Here is a 15,333-nt window from a genome sequence, read left to right on the forward strand (position 1 = left end):
CTTATCATATCGCCGTGCTCTTCCGGAAATCTTCCGGGGTCATGCCGGTTTCTTTCCGGAAGAACTTGGTGAAGTAGGAATTGTCGTTGAAATTCAGTTTGTAGGCGATTTCCGCAACCGTAAGGTCCAGGTTGATAAGCAACCTTTTGGCTTCCAGCACGATGCGGCTGCGGATCAGTTCTCCCGCCTGCATACCCACATGCTCCTTGCACAACGCATTCAGGTGATTGGGCGTCACGTTAAGCATTTCGGCGTATTGGCCGGGAAGCCTTTTCTGGTCGTAGTGTTTGTCGATCAGCCGGATGAAGTTCCGCACCGTCGCATTCTTGCTTTTTCCGCCGACCTTCTTCCTGTCTACCGAATCGCTTTGCTCGATGAGCAGGAATATCTGCAAGAGCAAAACCCGCATAAAGTCGTCGCGCCAGGTGGTTGAGCGGCGATTCTGCACCAGCAGCTCTTCAAACAGCCCGCAGACACGCTCCCGGATATTCTCCGTGATTGTCAGCACATTATTACTGCTATCCTGGTCAAAGAAAGAGAATGAATCCAGGTATTCGGGTTGCAGCAGAAACGATTTGAAAAAGGAATCCGAAAAATTCACCACATATCCCTCCATTTGCTCTTCAAAATCCCATGAATGTACCTGGCCGGGAATCATGAAATAGATCTGGAAAGGCGCTGCCTGAAAACGATGGAAGTCGATGGTATGGGGGCCGTGCCCCTCGGTAAAAAGCACCAGGTGGTAAAAACTATGGCGGTGCGGAAAAATGAGGCTCTGGTGCTCATGGCGGTACTCCGAAAACCGTGCGATCATGATATGGTCTTCGCGATACTCCGAGAGCGGACCGATGTCGAGCCTGGGAAATGAACCGTGCATGCGTAATCCTTGAATTGGGTCAGAAACGGCAATTTAGGGTTTATTCCGCAAACCCGGGCCCTTCGTGCGTTTTAAATGGCCGTTTAGTATCTTGCAGCATTTCACAAAACCCCGCAAATCATGTGGAAGGCCTTCGCTATCGCGCTCGCATTGCTCTTGTTCGCATCCGCGCCGCGACGGCAATCCATCGGCGTCGAAAACTGCGTTGCGGTGTTCAGGGTCGATGCGGGGAAATTTGCGGAAAGCGTGAAGGAAATGAAAGCCGCTATCGGGCAAATGGATAGTTCGAACGCGTCCGGCATCCGGCTTGCCAAACAAAAGCTGAAAGAAGCACGCCTGCACTACAAACGGATCGCATTCTTTCTGGAATACTTCTTTTTCACCTCTTCCCGCATTTACAACCGCCCGCCCAAAAACGAAATCGAAGAACCGCACCTCGAATACGCCGAACCCGCCGGCCTGCAATACATCGAAGCGCTGCTTTTCGAAAATCCCGGCCTGCATAAAAACGAAATGCTGCAACAATGCCGCCTACTCGAAACCGCTGCGGACGATTTGCCGGCATTATTGTACAATTTCAAAGCAACGGACGCGCAAATCCTTGAAAGCGTGCGCATCGAGCTCATAAGGGTCATGACGCTCAGCATCACCGGTTTCGACGCGCCATTACTGAAAAGCGGACTTGAAGAAGCACGCGTTTCGCTCGAAACGATCGATACCGTATTAAAGCCCTACGCAAAACAGGCCAACGACAATGTCGTTTGCGAATTGCTTGCTTCCTGTGAAGCCGCGCTTGGCGAAAGCAGCGATTTCGACGCATTCCATCGTCTTCATTTCCTGACCAATTACGCATTGCCATTGCAGGAACGCTTCGGCAGGATGATCGCCGGAATGGGACTGGAACTTAATGAAAAAGGTATCCTGAACTACAACGCCGAAAATCTTTTTAGTCCGGACGCCTTTGCACATGGCCCGTTCGGGGAAAACGAAAACGGGGACTCCGGTCTGGCCGCATTGGGTAAGGAGCTCTTTTCCGAAACCAGGCTGTCGTCCAACGGCGCCCGCAGTTGCGCATCGTGCCACAATCCCGCATTGCATTTCACCGACGGCCTGCCCAAAAGCATCGGCATCCATCCGGGTGGGACAGCGAGGCGAAACGCGCCATCGTTGCTTTACAGTGCGTTCCAACATGCGCAGTTCTGGGATGGCCGCGCCCGAACGCTGGAAGAGCAAATCCGCACCGTGATCCACGATAGCCTGGAAATGAACGGGAAACCGGAGGAAACCATACGAAAGCTGGCGCGGGAACGGCCGTACCGCCGCCTGATCCGCAACGCGGTACCACGCCGGACGCCATTGAATGATACCCTTATCTACAAGGCTATTGCGGCCTACGTGCGTACATTGCGGCCATTCAGCTCCGACTTCGACCGGTACATTGCCGGCGAAAAGACGGCCCTGACCAACAGCCAGATCAATGGTTTCAACCTCTTCATGGGCAAGGCACAATGCGGTACGTGCCATTTCGCGCCGCTTTTCAATGGGCTGGTCCCACCGCTGTATACCTTTACGGAATTTGAAATACTGGGCACTACCGCCTCGGACGACTTCCTGCATCCGAAAGCAGACTCCGACGAAGGGCGTTTCGAAATCCGCCCCACCCCCTATTATCGCGGTGCATTCAAGACGCCCACCGTCCGGAATGCCGCCGCGACCGCTCCCTACATGCATAACGGCACTTTTGGAAGTCTGGAAAAGGTAATCGAATTTTATGACAAAGGCGGTGGCTCGGGCCTGGGCGTCAGTATACCCGGACAAACGTTGTCAGCGACGCCGCTCCGCCTTTCCGATCAGGAAAAATCCGATCTCATTGCCTTTTTACATGCGCTCACCGACCGCCTATGAAACCATATTTATTTACCTTCCTTTTAGTCTTCGCCATGATCGCCACCCGCGGGCAAGGCGTACTCCTGCGCGGCCCGTACCTTCAGGTAGCCACGCCCACAAGCATCGTAATACGCTGGCGCACGGATAAGCCTTCCGGTTCCGTCGTTAAAATCGGCACCAGCGCACAGTCGCTCGACCGGATCATCGCCGATAATACCGCCACTACCGAGCATGAGGTAAAGATCACAGGCCTGCTGGCTGAAACGCGCTACTACTATTCGGTCGGTTCGCAAAGCGGGGTGTTGCAGGCGGACGAGCAAAATTACTTCCAGACGGCCGCCGTCGCAGGTAAAGCCGGCAAGTACCGCTTCGGGGTGATCGGCGACTGCGGCAACAGCTCGGCGACGCAGCAAGCCGTAAGAGACAAAATGACGGAATACCTTGGTAACAACTACATGAATGCCTGGCTGCTGCTAGGCGATAATGCCTACTCGTTCGGGCGGGACGCGGAGTATCAATCGAATTTTTTTGCGCATTACAAAGACAATTTCCTGAAAAAAAGTCCGCTCTTTCCGAGTCCCGGTAACCACGACTACGACAACGACAATCCGGCCCGGCAAGACGACCACCGGGTTCCTTATTACGATATTTTTACGATGCCCGCCGAAGGCGAAGCAGGTGGCGAACCTTCGGGAACGGAGGCCTACTATTCATTCGACTATGGCAATGTGCATTTCCTCTCACTGGATTCCTACGGCCGCGAAGACAACGCCACAAGGCTTTACGACACATTGGGCCGGCAGGTACAGTGGATCAAAAAAGACCTCGCCGCCAACAAAAATAAGGATTGGGTAGTCGCCTACTGGCACCATCCGCCCTACTCGAAGGGTTCCCGTGAATCGGACGGCGACCCGGAAATGACGGCCATCCGGCAGAACTTCATCCGCATTCTTGAACGGCTCGGAGTGGACCTGATCCTGTGCGGGCACAGCCATGTGTACGAGCGCTCGCGCCTGATGGGCGGGCATTACGGGCATAGCAGCACGTTCGACCCCGCCAAACACGTCGTCAGCAGTTCCTCGGCCCGGTATGACGGTTCGGACAATTCCTGTCCTTATATCAAAAATACCCCGCAAAACCGTGGCACTGTATACGTTGTGGCAGGCTCGGGCGGCCAGCTCGGCGCCCCGAAAGCCGGTTTTCCCCACAAGGCCATGTACTACTCCGACGCAGAAAGAGGTGGCGGTTTGATACTCGAAGTAGAAAGTAACCGACTCGATCTGAAATGGATAGCTGCCGACGGCCTGGTACGCGACCAGTTCACGATGGAAAAAGGCGTAAACAAGGAAACAACCTACGCAATAGCCCTCGACGAGGATGTGGAGCTGAAAGCCTCTTTTATAGGCGATTATATATGGAACGATGGCTCAAAAACGCGGACAATCACGGTGCAACCCGCGGAAAATGCAGACTACGTCGTAAAAGACGGGCAAAATTGCATTCAGGATGTTTTCCATGTAGAAGTTGCCAGGCCTCTCCCGGCCGAGTTCGTAAGTTTCGACGCGAAGAAGGATGACAAAAATCTGGTCACACTCTCCTGGTCGACTATCTCTGAATTCGATCTCGCATATTTCGCCATTCAGCGGTCTGCCGCCCCTCCCAATTTTACGGAAGTCGGCAGGGCTGCCATTAAACCCAATTCTACGGCGCGAAAAGACTATACATACACCGACACCCAGAGCGCCAGTCTACCGGTAGACACGCAGTATTACTACCGTATCGTGGCAGCCGGCAACGACGGGCGGTTATTGTACACACCTATTCGCGGGATCACATTAAGGGAAGTCGTTCTTGCCACCGAACCTGGCATGACCGTCGACGTCGAAATCATACCCAACCCATCGCCGGCAAGCCAAATGCAGATCCGGACGACGGGGCATGCCCTGCAAAGGGCGGATCTCACGCTCACCGACATCTCGGGCCGGACATTAGATACCCGCGAGATGACCCTCGGCCCGACGGCAGCCCCGTTCCTGCCCGGCCAGCTCTCAGCCGGTATTTATTTTTTGAAAGTGAATGTAAACGGCCGGAGTGTGGTCAAAAAACTGGCTATCCATTAAGTATTACTCGTTGATCAATCTTTCTCCGCATGTATACTTTATCGGCACCTCCGGTAACGAGGTCGTCCGGCAGATTTTTTACGTGCACCTGTGCAGGCGGCACCTATGCAGGCCGCACCTATGCAGGCCGCACCTATGCAGGCCGCACCTCGGCGCCGGGCTTTTTGAGGATCAATGCGGAAATGAGCGTAACGACCAGCCCCACGGGCAGGATTTCGGCATAGGTCCACAGAATGACCACGAGCGGATTCCGGTACATTTCCTTGTAATCCGCCAGTTCGGTCACTTTTGCGTCCAGCTCCGCCGCCGTCGGGCCTTCGGCCTGAAATTGTTTCAGCAAATGGGCCGTGTACTTATCCATGAAATCGGGGATAAAAAGGTAATAATCGATCAGCCAGACTACGACATATACAGTCGACGCCACCAATGTGATGTATAATCCGATTTTAAATGCTTTTCCAAAAGAAAACGGGCCGTTGTTGTACTTGTCGCGGTAGTTTTTGATCCCGACAAAAACCATTGAAAACGACAGCAGCATGGCTGAGTAGCCAAGCAGCATATTGCCTTCAAAACTCTCCTTCTGATAGCAAACGGCCATTGAAGCTACCATGAAAGTCGACACGAGCACGCCCGAAATAAGGCCGCAGATAACGATGATCCTGTTCATATCATTTCGATTTAAGTATCCGACAATACTGCGAAATTGAGACGTAGCAGCCGTTTTCGAGTCATACTTTCGGGTGATTTTGCATTCGGCGGGTGAAATATCGTCTCTTTTTCGGGTCAAATGTTGTCAAGTATGGTCAGGTGTTGTCAGGTGTGGACATAAATAGTAGGTTAACCCTGATTACACATGACTACCTGACAACACATGACTATTCCTGACAACACATGACTACCTGACAACATATGACTATTCCTGACAACACCTGCATCAGGCGATGAGCCTGGAACGTCTTGCCCGTTCGACGGCCTGTGTGCGGTTACGGACTTCCAGTTTTTCAAAAATCCGTGACGAATGTGTTTTTACCGTATTCAGCGAAACGAATAGCCTTTCGGCAATTTCCTGGTTGCTCAGCCCTTCGGCCACCAGTTGCAGCACTTCGAGCTCGCGCAGGCTGATGCCCAGGCGCAACCGCTCCGCTTCATCTACTGAGAAATCCCCGCCGGCCGCTACCTCCCGTTCCACGATCCGCGTTTCGACTTTCGGCGTAGTGAGCTTCTGCGCCAGCCAGATGCCCAGCCCGGTAAAAAGCAGCGCAATCGCGCCGACGTAAATTTCAATAAGGTGATCGATGACCAGGAACCGCAATTCGAGCCACCGGAGCACAAACAGCAAAAAGGCAAGAGATACGCCGTAGAGCAGCTCCTGCCTGTGTTTGCGGTAAAAATCGCCGATCGTTTTGGGAACCATCTGTAACCAGTCTGTTGCTTCGCCAAAAATAAAAATTTTCGGCCAGCGGTCTAATCCGTTCCCGGCGTTTTTCCGGGCGGTTACTTGCTATGCGCCAGGATAACGTCCTTTACGCCATCGCAGAGGTTTTTGACACGATGGTAAGCATCGCGGCTATTCTCCTCCTTATCGAGATAAACCATCAGCTCGCCGGGCGATGATTCGATGGTCAGTTTGGTTTGGTCTTTCAACACGGTGATGATTTTGGAATCCCTCTCCGGATCGATTCGCGTGGGCGAAATACGGTCGTTGAGAAATTCGCTAACATATGGCGACAGGTCCTCGTCGAAATGGGCCCTGAACCGGTAATAATCGTCGTCGTCCTTCACGGCAATATTAACGTCGCCGTTGTTACAGGAAATCAGCAATGCGAGTATGGCAATTTGCGAGATCAATAGTGATTTTATTTTCATGGTAAAAAATGTTTTACAAGGTACTATGCAATATACAGTACCTACTCCAGAACTGCAACCTCAATGTGACGAGCGGTAGCGTCCCTCTCGGGATCGTGTTGCAGAACCGCCTCCAATGTTTGGTGTCTTATATTAAATTGGCTGAAACTAATCCGGTAACCGTCTTGAAAACAGCATTACTTCCCCCTCCATTTGCCGGTTCCTCGAAAGTCGGCGCATCACATTGCTACTGGTCCTTGTGCTAATGGTCGCGGCAAATACACTGGCACAAACGGGCACGAAAGAGGATTCTCTTTACATCCGCCGGCACTACACCAAAATCGAGCGGCAAATCCCCATGCGCGATGGCGTGAAGCTTTTCACTTCTATTTATTTGCCCAAAGACATCACTAAAAGCAAAGCCTACCCTATTCTGCTCAACAGGACTCCATACAGTGTCGCGCCTTATGGTGAAGACTCGTACAAAACAGCATTGGGGCCCGGCATGCTGTTCGCCAGCGAGGGATATATTATCGTATATCAGGATGTAAAGGGCGAATTTATGTCGGAAGGCTATTTCGAGGCTTACCGGCCGTCTATTCCCGTTAAAAAGAGTAAAACAGACATCGACGAAAGCTCGGACGACTACAACACCATCGAATGGCTCATTAAAAATATAGAAGGAAACAATGGCAAGGTAGGCACCTGGGGCATTTCAGCGCCCGGTTATTATGCTACCATGACGGCCGTGGAGGCACACCCCTGCATTGAAAATCGCTTCACCGCAGGCACCGGTTACCGACTGGTTCATGGGCGACGACCGGCACCACAACGGCGCATTCTTCCTGATGGGTATATTCGCATTCCTTTTCGTCGTACAGCGCGTCGCGGCCGGTCCCTACCACGAAAGGTGCACCTCAGTTCTCAGCCTATGGAACACCGGATTCCTATGAATTTTACAAGAAAATAGGGCCGCTGAAAAACTTTAACGAACAGATTTTCAAGGGCCCGAACCACATCTGGAATCAGATGATGGAAAACGAAACCTACAACGATTTCTGGAAAGCCCGCACGCCTGTGCCGCATTTGAAAAACATCAAACCGGCGGTGACCCCGATAAGCCTGTGCCATATGCCTCGGGAATCCGCATCATCCGCGGAAGCGATTTTATGTATGAGGACCAGCGTTTTGCCACCTCCCGGCTGGATGTGCTCGTGTATGAGTCGGAAGTTTTAAAGGAAGATGTGACCATTTCGGGCAACGTCTTTGCCGACCTGTTCGTATCGACTACCGGCACCGATGCCGATTTCGTTGTCAAGCTCACGACGTTTATCCCGGCGACGCTCCGAACAACGTTCCCGTTAACCCGAACATGAAAATGGGCGGTTTCCAGTTGCTCGTCCGCGGCGAGGTAATGCGTGCCAAATTCCGGAAAAGCTTTTCGAAATCCGAACCGATGAAACCGGGTAAAATCGAAAACGCGAAATTCGACATGCAGGACGCGGCACATTGTTTCAAAAGGGGCCACAAGATCATGGTGCAGGTGCAGAGCTCGTGGTTCCCGCTTGTAGACCGCAACCCGCAGAAGTTTGTGACAGTAATCCGCGCTGTTAGTCCAAAACTAAACAGACCGCACATATTACCCGGCCTTTTTCAGTCCGATTGTGAAAGTGCTGCCCGCACCGAGCTCGCTTTCAACGGTAAGCGTGCCGTTCTGGGCTTCCATAAATTCGCGGCTGATTGCCAGGCCCAGGCCGGTTCCCTCCCGGGCTGAACCCGGTACACGGAAATAGCGGTCGAAAATCTTATCCTTATATTCCTGTGAAATACCCTGGCCATTGTCCCTGACCGCAATTTGCACCGTTTCGTCATCCTCGGTCAATGCGATTTGAACGCTCGAATGGTCGTAGGAATAGCGGATCGCATTGGAAATCAGGTTCGTCAGTACCCAGGCTGTCTTTTCCGAATCGGCCAGAACATGCGAGCGCACGCCGTTTTCTTCAATTTGCAAGCGGATATCGCGGCTTTCGGCCTGGGTTTCGGTAGCGGCAACTGCATATCGGACGATTTCGCCGGGCGACGCAGTGCCGATATTCAGCTGAATTTTCCCGCTTTCCACCTGGGTGATGTTCAACAGTTCGCCTGTGATTTTCAGAAGGCGGTCGGCATCCTCGCGGATGCTGTCGAGCAGGTTGCGCTGTTCCTCGTTGGTTTCGCCCACGCGCTCGTTGCGCAGAAGATCCAGCGTGATTTTGATCGAGGAAATGGGCGTTTTGAGTTCATGGGAGACGTTGGCGATGAAGTTCGTTTTGGCAAAATCCAGCTCCTTGTACGGCGTCACGTTCCGCAGGATGATCACGTGCCCTATCGATCTCGGTTGCTGCTCGCCTGTGGGCACGATAGAAATATCGACATATTCTTTTTCAAAATAGCTCTCCTTATCGTCGGCATAAATCTTGATCGGCGCCGGCTGCTCGCTATGCTTCGCCTGCGGTTCTGAAATATCTTTCACCAGCGAGCGTACGAGGTCGTTATGCAGCGCCACGTCCGCGGCATCGCGGCCGACGAGCCCGGCTGCTTGCAGGCCGGTCACTTTCCTGGCCTCTTCGTTGGCAAAAATCACCTTGCGGTTCTCATCCAGCCCGATCACCGGGTCATGCATATTGTCTATCAGCGTCTCCACCCGCTTTTTTTCCATCATTAATCTGGCCAGATTGCTGCTGTTGTACTCTTCCAGTTTCTCCGCCATCGTGTTGAACGACTGTGCGAGCTGCCCGTATTCGTCGCGACTGCCGAAATGTACGCGTTCGGTGTAGTTCTCGTTGGCGATCTGGCGGATGCTTTCCGTTAGCTCGCGGATCGGGTTAGCGATATTGCCCGGCAGGTTGACGAACAGGGTAAACGCGATTACGAAGCACAGCGTGCCGGTAATGCCGATCCACACCATCGAGCTTTTGGCCGTCTGGCCGGCAATGTGGCTTTTGCGGTTTATGGCGTCGAGGTTAACGCGCATGATTTCGAGCGCATCGCTGCGGATCCGCGCGATTACGCCCTTGTCGCGCACATTTGCCCTGAGTTTTTCGAAATGGTCCGTCAGCCGTGCGGTAAGCTCCCTTTCCCCGATTTCCGTAATATTTTTCTGTTGCGCTTCGAGATTCTTTTTAAATACATCCAATGCGCCGGCGTGCACTTCCAGCTCGTCGAGCGCTTGCAGCATCTGGCGCGTGTATTGCAGGGAATTATGATTGGCGACGAGGATATTGCGCGAATCCGCCGAAAGCAGGCTCACCTGCCTGATCCCCACCACAGCCAGCACGGTGATCATGGCGAAAAGCAGGCCGATCCCCAGCCTCAGTTTGGTTTTGATCTTCATTTCAGGAAAGTATTACGAGGTCAATGTCGGAAGAAGACATTTTATTTAAAAGCCCGTTGAAGACATTCGTTGCGAGGATAACCTTGAAAAGATTCAAATGGGGCTTTCCGATGCATATCGTTGTGATCTTGTTCTTTTCGGCCACTTCCACGATCGTTTTGGCAATGCTGCCGCTTCCGATTCTGATCACATTCCCTCCGAGTTCGGTGGCCAGTTTGAAATTGTTGATCAAATGCCGCTGCTTCGCCAGCCCGATACGGCTCGCCGACTCGCGGGGCGTTTGCACATACAGCAGAAACCAGGTACTGTGATAGTAATTCGCAAGCCGAGCCGTTTTACGGATCACATTGCGGGCCGTCTTTTCATTACTGCTGATGCACGCCAGGAACCGCTCGTGTTTGAGCGCCATTCCCGGCTGTATTTCACTCTCCACCTTCCGCTCCACCTGAGAAGCCACTTCTTTCAATGCCAGCTCGCGCAGTTGGAGGATGTGCCGGGGCTTGAAGAAATGCTGCAATGCGACCTGGACCTTTTCCTCCCGGTAAATTTTGCCCTCTTTCAAACGGGTAATCAGCTCGTCGGCGGTAAGGTCGATATTCACGACCTCGTCGGCCAGGCCAAGCACTTTGTCGGGAATGCGTTCGGCCACCTCCACGCCGGTGATTTCCCTTACTTCCTGGTTCAGGCTCTCGATATGCTGGATGTTCACGGCCGAAATCACGTTAATTCCCGCGTCGAGGATATCCAGCACATCCTGCCATCGCTTGGCGTTCTTGCTACCCTCGATATTCGAGTGCGCCAGCTCGTCGACTATCACAACTTCCGGCCGCAGCGCGATCACGGCCTGCACGTCGAACTCTTCCAGCTCCTTACCCTTGTAAAACAGCTTCCGCCTGGGGATCACCGGCAGGCCTTCCAGCAATTCGTGCGTCTCTTTCCGTTGATGGGTTTCGATATAACCGATCTTCACATCGATGCCGGTTCGCAAGAGTGCGTGAGCTTCCTGCAACATGCGGTAGGTTTTGCCCACGCCGGCGCTCATACCGATGTATATCTTGAATTTGCCCCTTCTCGATTTTCGGATCAGTTCGAGGAAATGTTCGGCGTTGCTGGTTTCCATTTGCCAGGGAGTTTTATACACGGACACGAAAGTTATATGTCAATTCAATGCGAAAGTCAGGGCGGTAGTCAGGTAAGTCTTGTTTTTGGACAAATCAGCATCCTTACCATTGAAAATGGCGTCGCGGCTGCGGAGATTGCGTGCCTCGATCCGCCACATTACCTGCGGGGTGACCCGGTAGTCGAAGTTCAGCGATGTACCGAAAGTCCGGAAGCCACTACTGGTGCCCGTAGCGACGATCACCCCGTTCTTGTCATGATAGTACTCTCCGCGGACCGCGATATCGATTTTGGAAGAAGGTGAAAAGCGCAGGATCGTTACCGGCACGTAAACCGTGTTATACGTACCGCTGCCCTTTGCCTTCTGCTCGCTGCCGATGTCGAAACCGGTGGTAAGGGCCCATTGGTCCGAAAACTGAAATATTCCGTAAATATTATGGTAATACCGCATTTGCCGCGTACTGTCGGGCTTGTCACTGCCTATGAATGTGCTGTAATTCAATGTCACAGCCGCATTTGGTTTAAAGGTAATCTGCGTCCCGAATGCGGGCGTGGAATTACCGTCCGCCCGCTGAATACGTTGCCAGCCGTTAAGGTACATTGCGGAGAGGTACCATTTAGAGTCCTGTGTGGTGTAGGCCAACTTCAAACCTGTTTCGAAATAAGGCGTGTTTTCCGCCATCAGGCTTCGCGTCAAAGCCCAGTTGTCTTTCCCGATCGCGCTTTCGAAACCGATATGGGACGGCATAATGCCCGCGTCGAGCCATAGGTTCCGGTTCCGGGAAATCTTTATCCCCGCATTCGCTTCGAATACGTTTTTCAGCACGCCGGGTTCGCCGGCGTAATTGGCATTCATGTAGGTACCCGCCGCCAACGCCAGATTCGCTCGCACGTGTTCATGCGTATAGCCGGCTTTCAGGAATGCGAGGTTCAGGCTCACTTCGCCCGTCCGGTTATGGTTGTAGATAAAACCGGGCATGGTATGGTTACCGGTTTTGTGGAATTCCTGTAAATAATACGTCTCCACATAAGCGCTCACCGCTAATGGCGACATGGACCGTGTCGAATCCTGTGCAGTAGCGTGCGAAACAGAGGCAATGGCAAGTAGAGTGAATAGCAAGGTTTTCATAAAAAAGCAATCTGTTCAATTTCGGCCGCGCGGTTGAGATGTGCGCTGCCCGCTGCGACGGCGTGGGAAACGGGCGGCGCCTTGGTGGGGCTACTTCAATTGGTCGAGTGCCAGGTTCAGTTTCAGCACATTGATTTTCGTCGGACCGAACATTCCGAGCAATGGTCCCTCAATATGCTCATTAACCAGTTGCTGTAATTTCTGCCGGGATACATTACGCACTTTCGCGATCCTGTTCACCTGCACCAGCGCCGCTTTTTCGGAAATGTGCGGGTCCAGCCCGCTACCACTCGCTGTGACGAGCTCCACAGGAATATCGGCCTTTCGTACATCAGGATTATGCATTAAAAAAGTGTCGATGCGGGCCTGCACTACGCCAAGATACTCCTCATTGGAAGGCCCTTTGTTGCTGCCGCCGCTACCGGATGCATTATACTTAACCGCCGAGGGGCGCGAATTGAAATACCTGTCGTCCGTAAACGATTGCCCGATATTGGCATAGTACCGCTTGCCGTTTTGTTCGATAACCTCTCCTCTGCCATGGTTAGGAAAGAGCTGTGCAATGCCGAAAATCGCCAGCGTATATACACCGGAGAAGAATAAGAGCGTCACGGCCGTCAGCCGGATCGCCGGAAGAATGTGTTGTTTCATGGGCTTGAAATTTTTATTTTGAGAAAAAGAAATCGCATGGAAGCCGTTTTAAGAATTCAGTCTTCGGAGTTTACAGATGAATTGATTGAAAAAATCAAAGCGTTGGTTCGTGGTAAAGAAAACTCCGAAATTACCATCAGCATTAGCGATCGGGCTTCCAAAGGGTTTCTTCGCGAAGAAACCCGTGAAGAATATTTTGAGCGTCTGGAAAAAGGCATCGAGAATTTCGAGAAAGGCAATGTGGTTACCGTTCATGGCCATTATGAACAATAGTGAACTAAAACCAGACACTTACAATCAAATCAATCGCCTTAATCCCTGCAAAAGGCACCAGCACTCCTCCCAGCCCATAAATCAGCAAGTTCCGTCGCAGCAATGCGCTCGCCCCGATCGGTTTGTAGGCTACTCCTTTCAAGGCCAGGGGAATCAGCAGCGGAATAATGACGGCGTTGAAGATGATGGCCGACAAAATTGCACTTTCCGGACTGTGCAGGCGCATAATATTGAGCCCTTGCAGGGCGGGAACCGACGCAATAAACAATGCGGGCACAATGGCGAAGTATTTGGCGACGTCGTTGGCGATGCTGAATGTGGTGAGGGTGCCACGGGTCATCAGCAGTTGCTTCCCGATTTCAACGATTTCGATCAGCTTGGTCGGGTCATTATCCAGGTCGACCATATTACCCGCTTCCTTGGCGGCTTGCGTACCGCTGTTCATGGCTACACCCACGTCGGCCTGTGCCAACGCCGGGGCATCGTTGGTACCGTCGCCCATCATGGCTACGAGCTTGCCTTTCTGCTGTTCGGCCTTGATATAATTCATTTTGTCTTCCGGCCTGGCCTCGGCGATGTAATCATCCACGCCGGCCCTCCCGGCAATATATCTGGCTGTCAACGGGTTGTCACCGGTTACCATTACGGTTTTGACACCCATTTTTCGCAGCCTTTCAAAGCGTTCCTGAATGCCGGGCTTGATCACATCCTGCAACTCGATTACTCCGATCACGTGCTCGTTCTCGGCCACCACCAGCGGCGTACCGCCATTGCTGGAAATATCGCGCACTTTCGCCGCCACGTCGTCCGGAAATGCATTGGCGGCTTTTTCGGTCAGTTTGCGGATCGCGTCCGATGCCCCCTTGCGGATGCGGGTATCCGCGAAGTTTACACCTGAGCTGCGCGTTTCGGCAGTAAACCCGATGAATGTCGGATTTTCGACACGCAAGTAATCGGGATGCAGGCCGGCGAGCTCGATAATCGATTTACCCTCGGGGGTTTCGTCGGCTACGGAGCTCAATGCGGCCGCTCTAATGAAATGGCTTTTGTCGATGCCTTTGGCAGGCCAGAAATTGGTGGCTTTACGGTTACCGATCGTGATCGTGCCGGTTTTATCGAGCAGCAATGTGTCGATATCGCCGGCTGTTTCTACGGCTTTTCCACTTTTGGTGATCACATTGGCACGCAATGCACGGTCCATACCGGCGATGCCGATCGCCGAGAGCAATCCCCCGATCGTGGTCGGGATAAGGCAGACGAAAAGCGAAATGAATGCCGCAATGGTAATGGGCGTTTTCGCGAAATCGCCAAACGGTTTCAATGTGACGCATACGATGATAAAAACGAGTGTAAAACCGGCCAGAAGGATCGTTAATGCGATCTCGTTCGGCGTTTTCTGGCGGCTCGCGCCTTCCACCAATGCGATCATTTTGTCCAGAAAGCTTTCGCCCGGCTCGATGGTGACCTTCACCTTGATACGGTCGGAAAGAACTTTGGTGCCGCCGGTAACGCTGCTTTTGTCACCGCCCGCCTCGCGGATCACGGGCGCCGATTCGCCCGTAATGGCGCTTTCGTCGATCGTAGCGAGACCTTCGACGATCTCACCGTCGGTAGGGATGATGTCTCCGGCTTCGCAAAGAAAAATATGCCCCTTGCGCAACTGTGACGACGGGATGATTTTGATTTCATTCACATACATATCGCCAATCGGCTGAATCCATTTGGCAGGCGTTTCTTCGCGGGTTTTACGCAAGCTGTTGGCCTGAGCTTTACCGCGCGCCTCCGCAATGGCCTCGGCGAAATTCGCAAACAGCAACGTAAGCAGAAGGATCACGAAGATTACCAGGTTGTAAACCAGACCCCCCTGCGATTTTTCTCCCGATATCACCCATAAATTCACGATCAGCATAACAAATGTGCCGATCCAGACTGTAAACATAACCGGGTTGCGGAACATGATCCGGGGATCGAGCTTTATAAAGGATTGTACCAGCGCCTCGCGCACGAGGTCTCCCCGGAAAAGGGATGTATTTTGAGCTTTCATTTCTGCTATTCGGTT

General features: G+C 52.6%; 14 protein-coding genes and 1 pseudogene. 6 read left to right on the plus strand and 9 right to left on the minus strand.

Annotated features, from left to right (window positions below):
- Nucleotides 1–4 precede the first annotated feature (4 nt).
- Nucleotides 5–877, minus strand: a complete 873-nt coding sequence (locus ABV298_RS01375; protein WP_353720413.1) for a helix-turn-helix transcriptional regulator — start codon at nucleotides 875–877, stop codon at nucleotides 5–7.
- 120 nt (nucleotides 878–997) lie between these two features.
- On the opposite strand from ABV298_RS01375, the gene ABV298_RS01380 reads away from it, so the two are divergent.
- Nucleotides 998–2,782, plus strand: coding sequence for a cytochrome c peroxidase (locus ABV298_RS01380; RefSeq protein ID WP_353720414.1), 1,785 nt, complete (start codon nucleotides 998–1,000; stop codon nucleotides 2,780–2,782).
- Nucleotides 2,779–4,884 carry a metallophosphoesterase gene (locus ABV298_RS01385; protein ID WP_353720415.1) on the plus strand — a complete coding sequence of 702 codons (2,106 nt, stop codon included), beginning with the start codon at nucleotides 2,779–2,781 and terminating at the stop codon, nucleotides 4,882–4,884. Before ABV298_RS01380 ends, ABV298_RS01385 begins: the two co-directional genes overlap by 4 nt.
- 133 nt (nucleotides 4,885–5,017) lie before the next feature.
- On the opposite strand, the gene ABV298_RS01390 is transcribed toward ABV298_RS01385, so the two are convergent.
- The 3 genes from ABV298_RS01390 to ABV298_RS01400 form a co-directional block, all read right to left on the minus strand.
- A complete protein-coding gene (locus ABV298_RS01390; protein ID WP_353720416.1) occupies nucleotides 5,018–5,551 on the minus strand; it encodes a DUF4199 domain-containing protein in 534 nt (177 codons plus the stop codon).
- A 267-nt stretch (nucleotides 5,552–5,818) separates the two neighbouring features.
- Nucleotides 5,819–6,298, minus strand: coding sequence for a response regulator transcription factor (locus ABV298_RS01395; protein ID WP_353720417.1), 480 nt, complete (start codon nucleotides 6,296–6,298; stop codon nucleotides 5,819–5,821).
- Nucleotides 6,299–6,378: 80 nt separating this feature from the next.
- Nucleotides 6,379–6,750 (minus strand): hypothetical protein, encoded by a 372-nt coding sequence (locus ABV298_RS01400; protein ID WP_353720418.1) that lies wholly within the window; start codon nucleotides 6,748–6,750, stop codon nucleotides 6,379–6,381.
- 223 nt (nucleotides 6,751–6,973) lie between these two features.
- On the opposite strand from ABV298_RS01400, the gene ABV298_RS01405 reads away from it, so the two are divergent.
- The 3 genes and pseudogenes from ABV298_RS01405 to ABV298_RS01415 form a co-directional block, all read left to right on the plus strand.
- Nucleotides 6,974–7,699, plus strand: coding sequence for a CocE/NonD family hydrolase (locus ABV298_RS01405; RefSeq protein ID WP_353720419.1), 726 nt, complete (start codon nucleotides 6,974–6,976; stop codon nucleotides 7,697–7,699).
- A gap of 154 nt (nucleotides 7,700–7,853) precedes the next feature.
- Nucleotides 7,854–8,105 carry a CocE/NonD family hydrolase C-terminal non-catalytic domain-containing protein gene (locus tag ABV298_RS01410; protein WP_353720420.1) on the plus strand — a complete coding sequence of 84 codons (252 nt, stop codon included), beginning with the start codon at nucleotides 7,854–7,856 and terminating at the stop codon, nucleotides 8,103–8,105.
- Nucleotides 8,106–8,143: 38 nt separating this feature from the next.
- A pseudogene (locus ABV298_RS01415) lies at nucleotides 8,144–8,305 on the plus strand (CocE/NonD family hydrolase C-terminal non-catalytic domain-containing protein); the annotation flags it as partial.
- A 63-nt stretch (nucleotides 8,306–8,368) separates the two neighbouring features.
- Here ABV298_RS01415 and ABV298_RS01420 read toward each other — a convergent pair.
- The 4 genes from ABV298_RS01420 to ABV298_RS01435 form a co-directional block, all read right to left on the minus strand.
- Nucleotides 8,369–10,102, minus strand: coding sequence for an ATP-binding protein (locus tag ABV298_RS01420; RefSeq protein ID WP_353720421.1), 1,734 nt, complete (start codon nucleotides 10,100–10,102; stop codon nucleotides 8,369–8,371).
- Between the two features lies 1 nt (nucleotide 10,103).
- Entirely contained in the window at nucleotides 10,104–11,222 is a 1,119-nt protein-coding gene (locus tag ABV298_RS01425; RefSeq protein ID WP_353720422.1) for a universal stress protein, read from the minus strand.
- A gap of 39 nt (nucleotides 11,223–11,261) precedes the next feature.
- The gene (locus tag ABV298_RS01430) at nucleotides 11,262–12,350 is read right to left on the minus strand and encodes a porin (RefSeq protein ID WP_353720423.1); all 1,089 of its coding nucleotides are present in this window, start codon (nucleotides 12,348–12,350) and stop codon (nucleotides 11,262–11,264) included.
- 90 nt (nucleotides 12,351–12,440) lie between these two features.
- Entirely contained in the window at nucleotides 12,441–13,001 is a 561-nt protein-coding gene (locus ABV298_RS01435) for a K(+)-transporting ATPase subunit C (protein ID WP_353720424.1), read from the minus strand.
- Between the two features lie 36 nt (nucleotides 13,002–13,037).
- On the opposite strand from ABV298_RS01435, the gene ABV298_RS01440 reads away from it, so the two are divergent.
- Entirely contained in the window at nucleotides 13,038–13,274 is a 237-nt protein-coding gene (locus ABV298_RS01440; protein WP_353720425.1) for a hypothetical protein, read from the plus strand.
- A gap of 4 nt (nucleotides 13,275–13,278) precedes the next feature.
- On the opposite strand, the gene kdpB is transcribed toward ABV298_RS01440, so the two are convergent.
- Nucleotides 13,279–15,318: a potassium-transporting ATPase subunit KdpB gene (gene kdpB, locus ABV298_RS01445; protein WP_353720426.1), complete on the minus strand. Its 2,040-nt coding sequence runs from the start codon at nucleotides 15,316–15,318 to the stop codon at nucleotides 13,279–13,281.
- Nucleotides 15,319–15,333 lie beyond the last annotated feature (15 nt).

This window comes from Dyadobacter sp. 676, assembly GCF_040448675.1.
GTDB lineage: Bacteria > Bacteroidota > Bacteroidia > Cytophagales > Spirosomataceae > Dyadobacter.

Excerpts from the sequence above, each read along its gene's own strand:
- ABV298_RS01440 (WP_353720425.1), top strand. The coding sequence starts at position 13,038 with ATGGAAGCCGTTTTAAGAATTCAGTCTTCGGAGTTTACAGATGAATTG.
- ABV298_RS01380 (WP_353720414.1), top strand. The coding sequence starts at position 998 with ATGTGGAAGGCCTTCGCTATCGCGCTCGCATTGCTCTTGTTCGCATCC.
- ABV298_RS01375 (WP_353720413.1), bottom strand. The coding sequence starts at position 877 with ATGCACGGTTCATTTCCCAGGCTCGACATCGGTCCGCTCTCGGAGTAT.
- ABV298_RS01420 (WP_353720421.1), bottom strand. The coding sequence starts at position 10,102 with ATGAAGATCAAAACCAAACTGAGGCTGGGGATCGGCCTGCTTTTCGCC.
- ABV298_RS01435 (WP_353720424.1), bottom strand. The coding sequence starts at position 13,001 with ATGAAACAACACATTCTTCCGGCGATCCGGCTGACGGCCGTGACGCTC.
- ABV298_RS01425 (WP_353720422.1), bottom strand. The coding sequence starts at position 11,222 with ATGGAAACCAGCAACGCCGAACATTTCCTCGAACTGATCCGAAAATCG.
- ABV298_RS01390 (WP_353720416.1), bottom strand. The coding sequence starts at position 5,551 with ATGAACAGGATCATCGTTATCTGCGGCCTTATTTCGGGCGTGCTCGTG.
- ABV298_RS01385 (WP_353720415.1), top strand. The coding sequence starts at position 2,779 with ATGAAACCATATTTATTTACCTTCCTTTTAGTCTTCGCCATGATCGCC.
- ABV298_RS01400 (WP_353720418.1), bottom strand. The coding sequence starts at position 6,750 with ATGAAAATAAAATCACTATTGATCTCGCAAATTGCCATACTCGCATTG.
- ABV298_RS01430 (WP_353720423.1), bottom strand. The coding sequence starts at position 12,350 with ATGAAAACCTTGCTATTCACTCTACTTGCCATTGCCTCTGTTTCGCAC.
- ABV298_RS01395 (WP_353720417.1), bottom strand. The coding sequence starts at position 6,298 with ATGGTTCCCAAAACGATCGGCGATTTTTACCGCAAACACAGGCAGGAG.
- kdpB (WP_353720426.1), bottom strand. The coding sequence starts at position 15,318 with ATGAAAGCTCAAAATACATCCCTTTTCCGGGGAGACCTCGTGCGCGAG.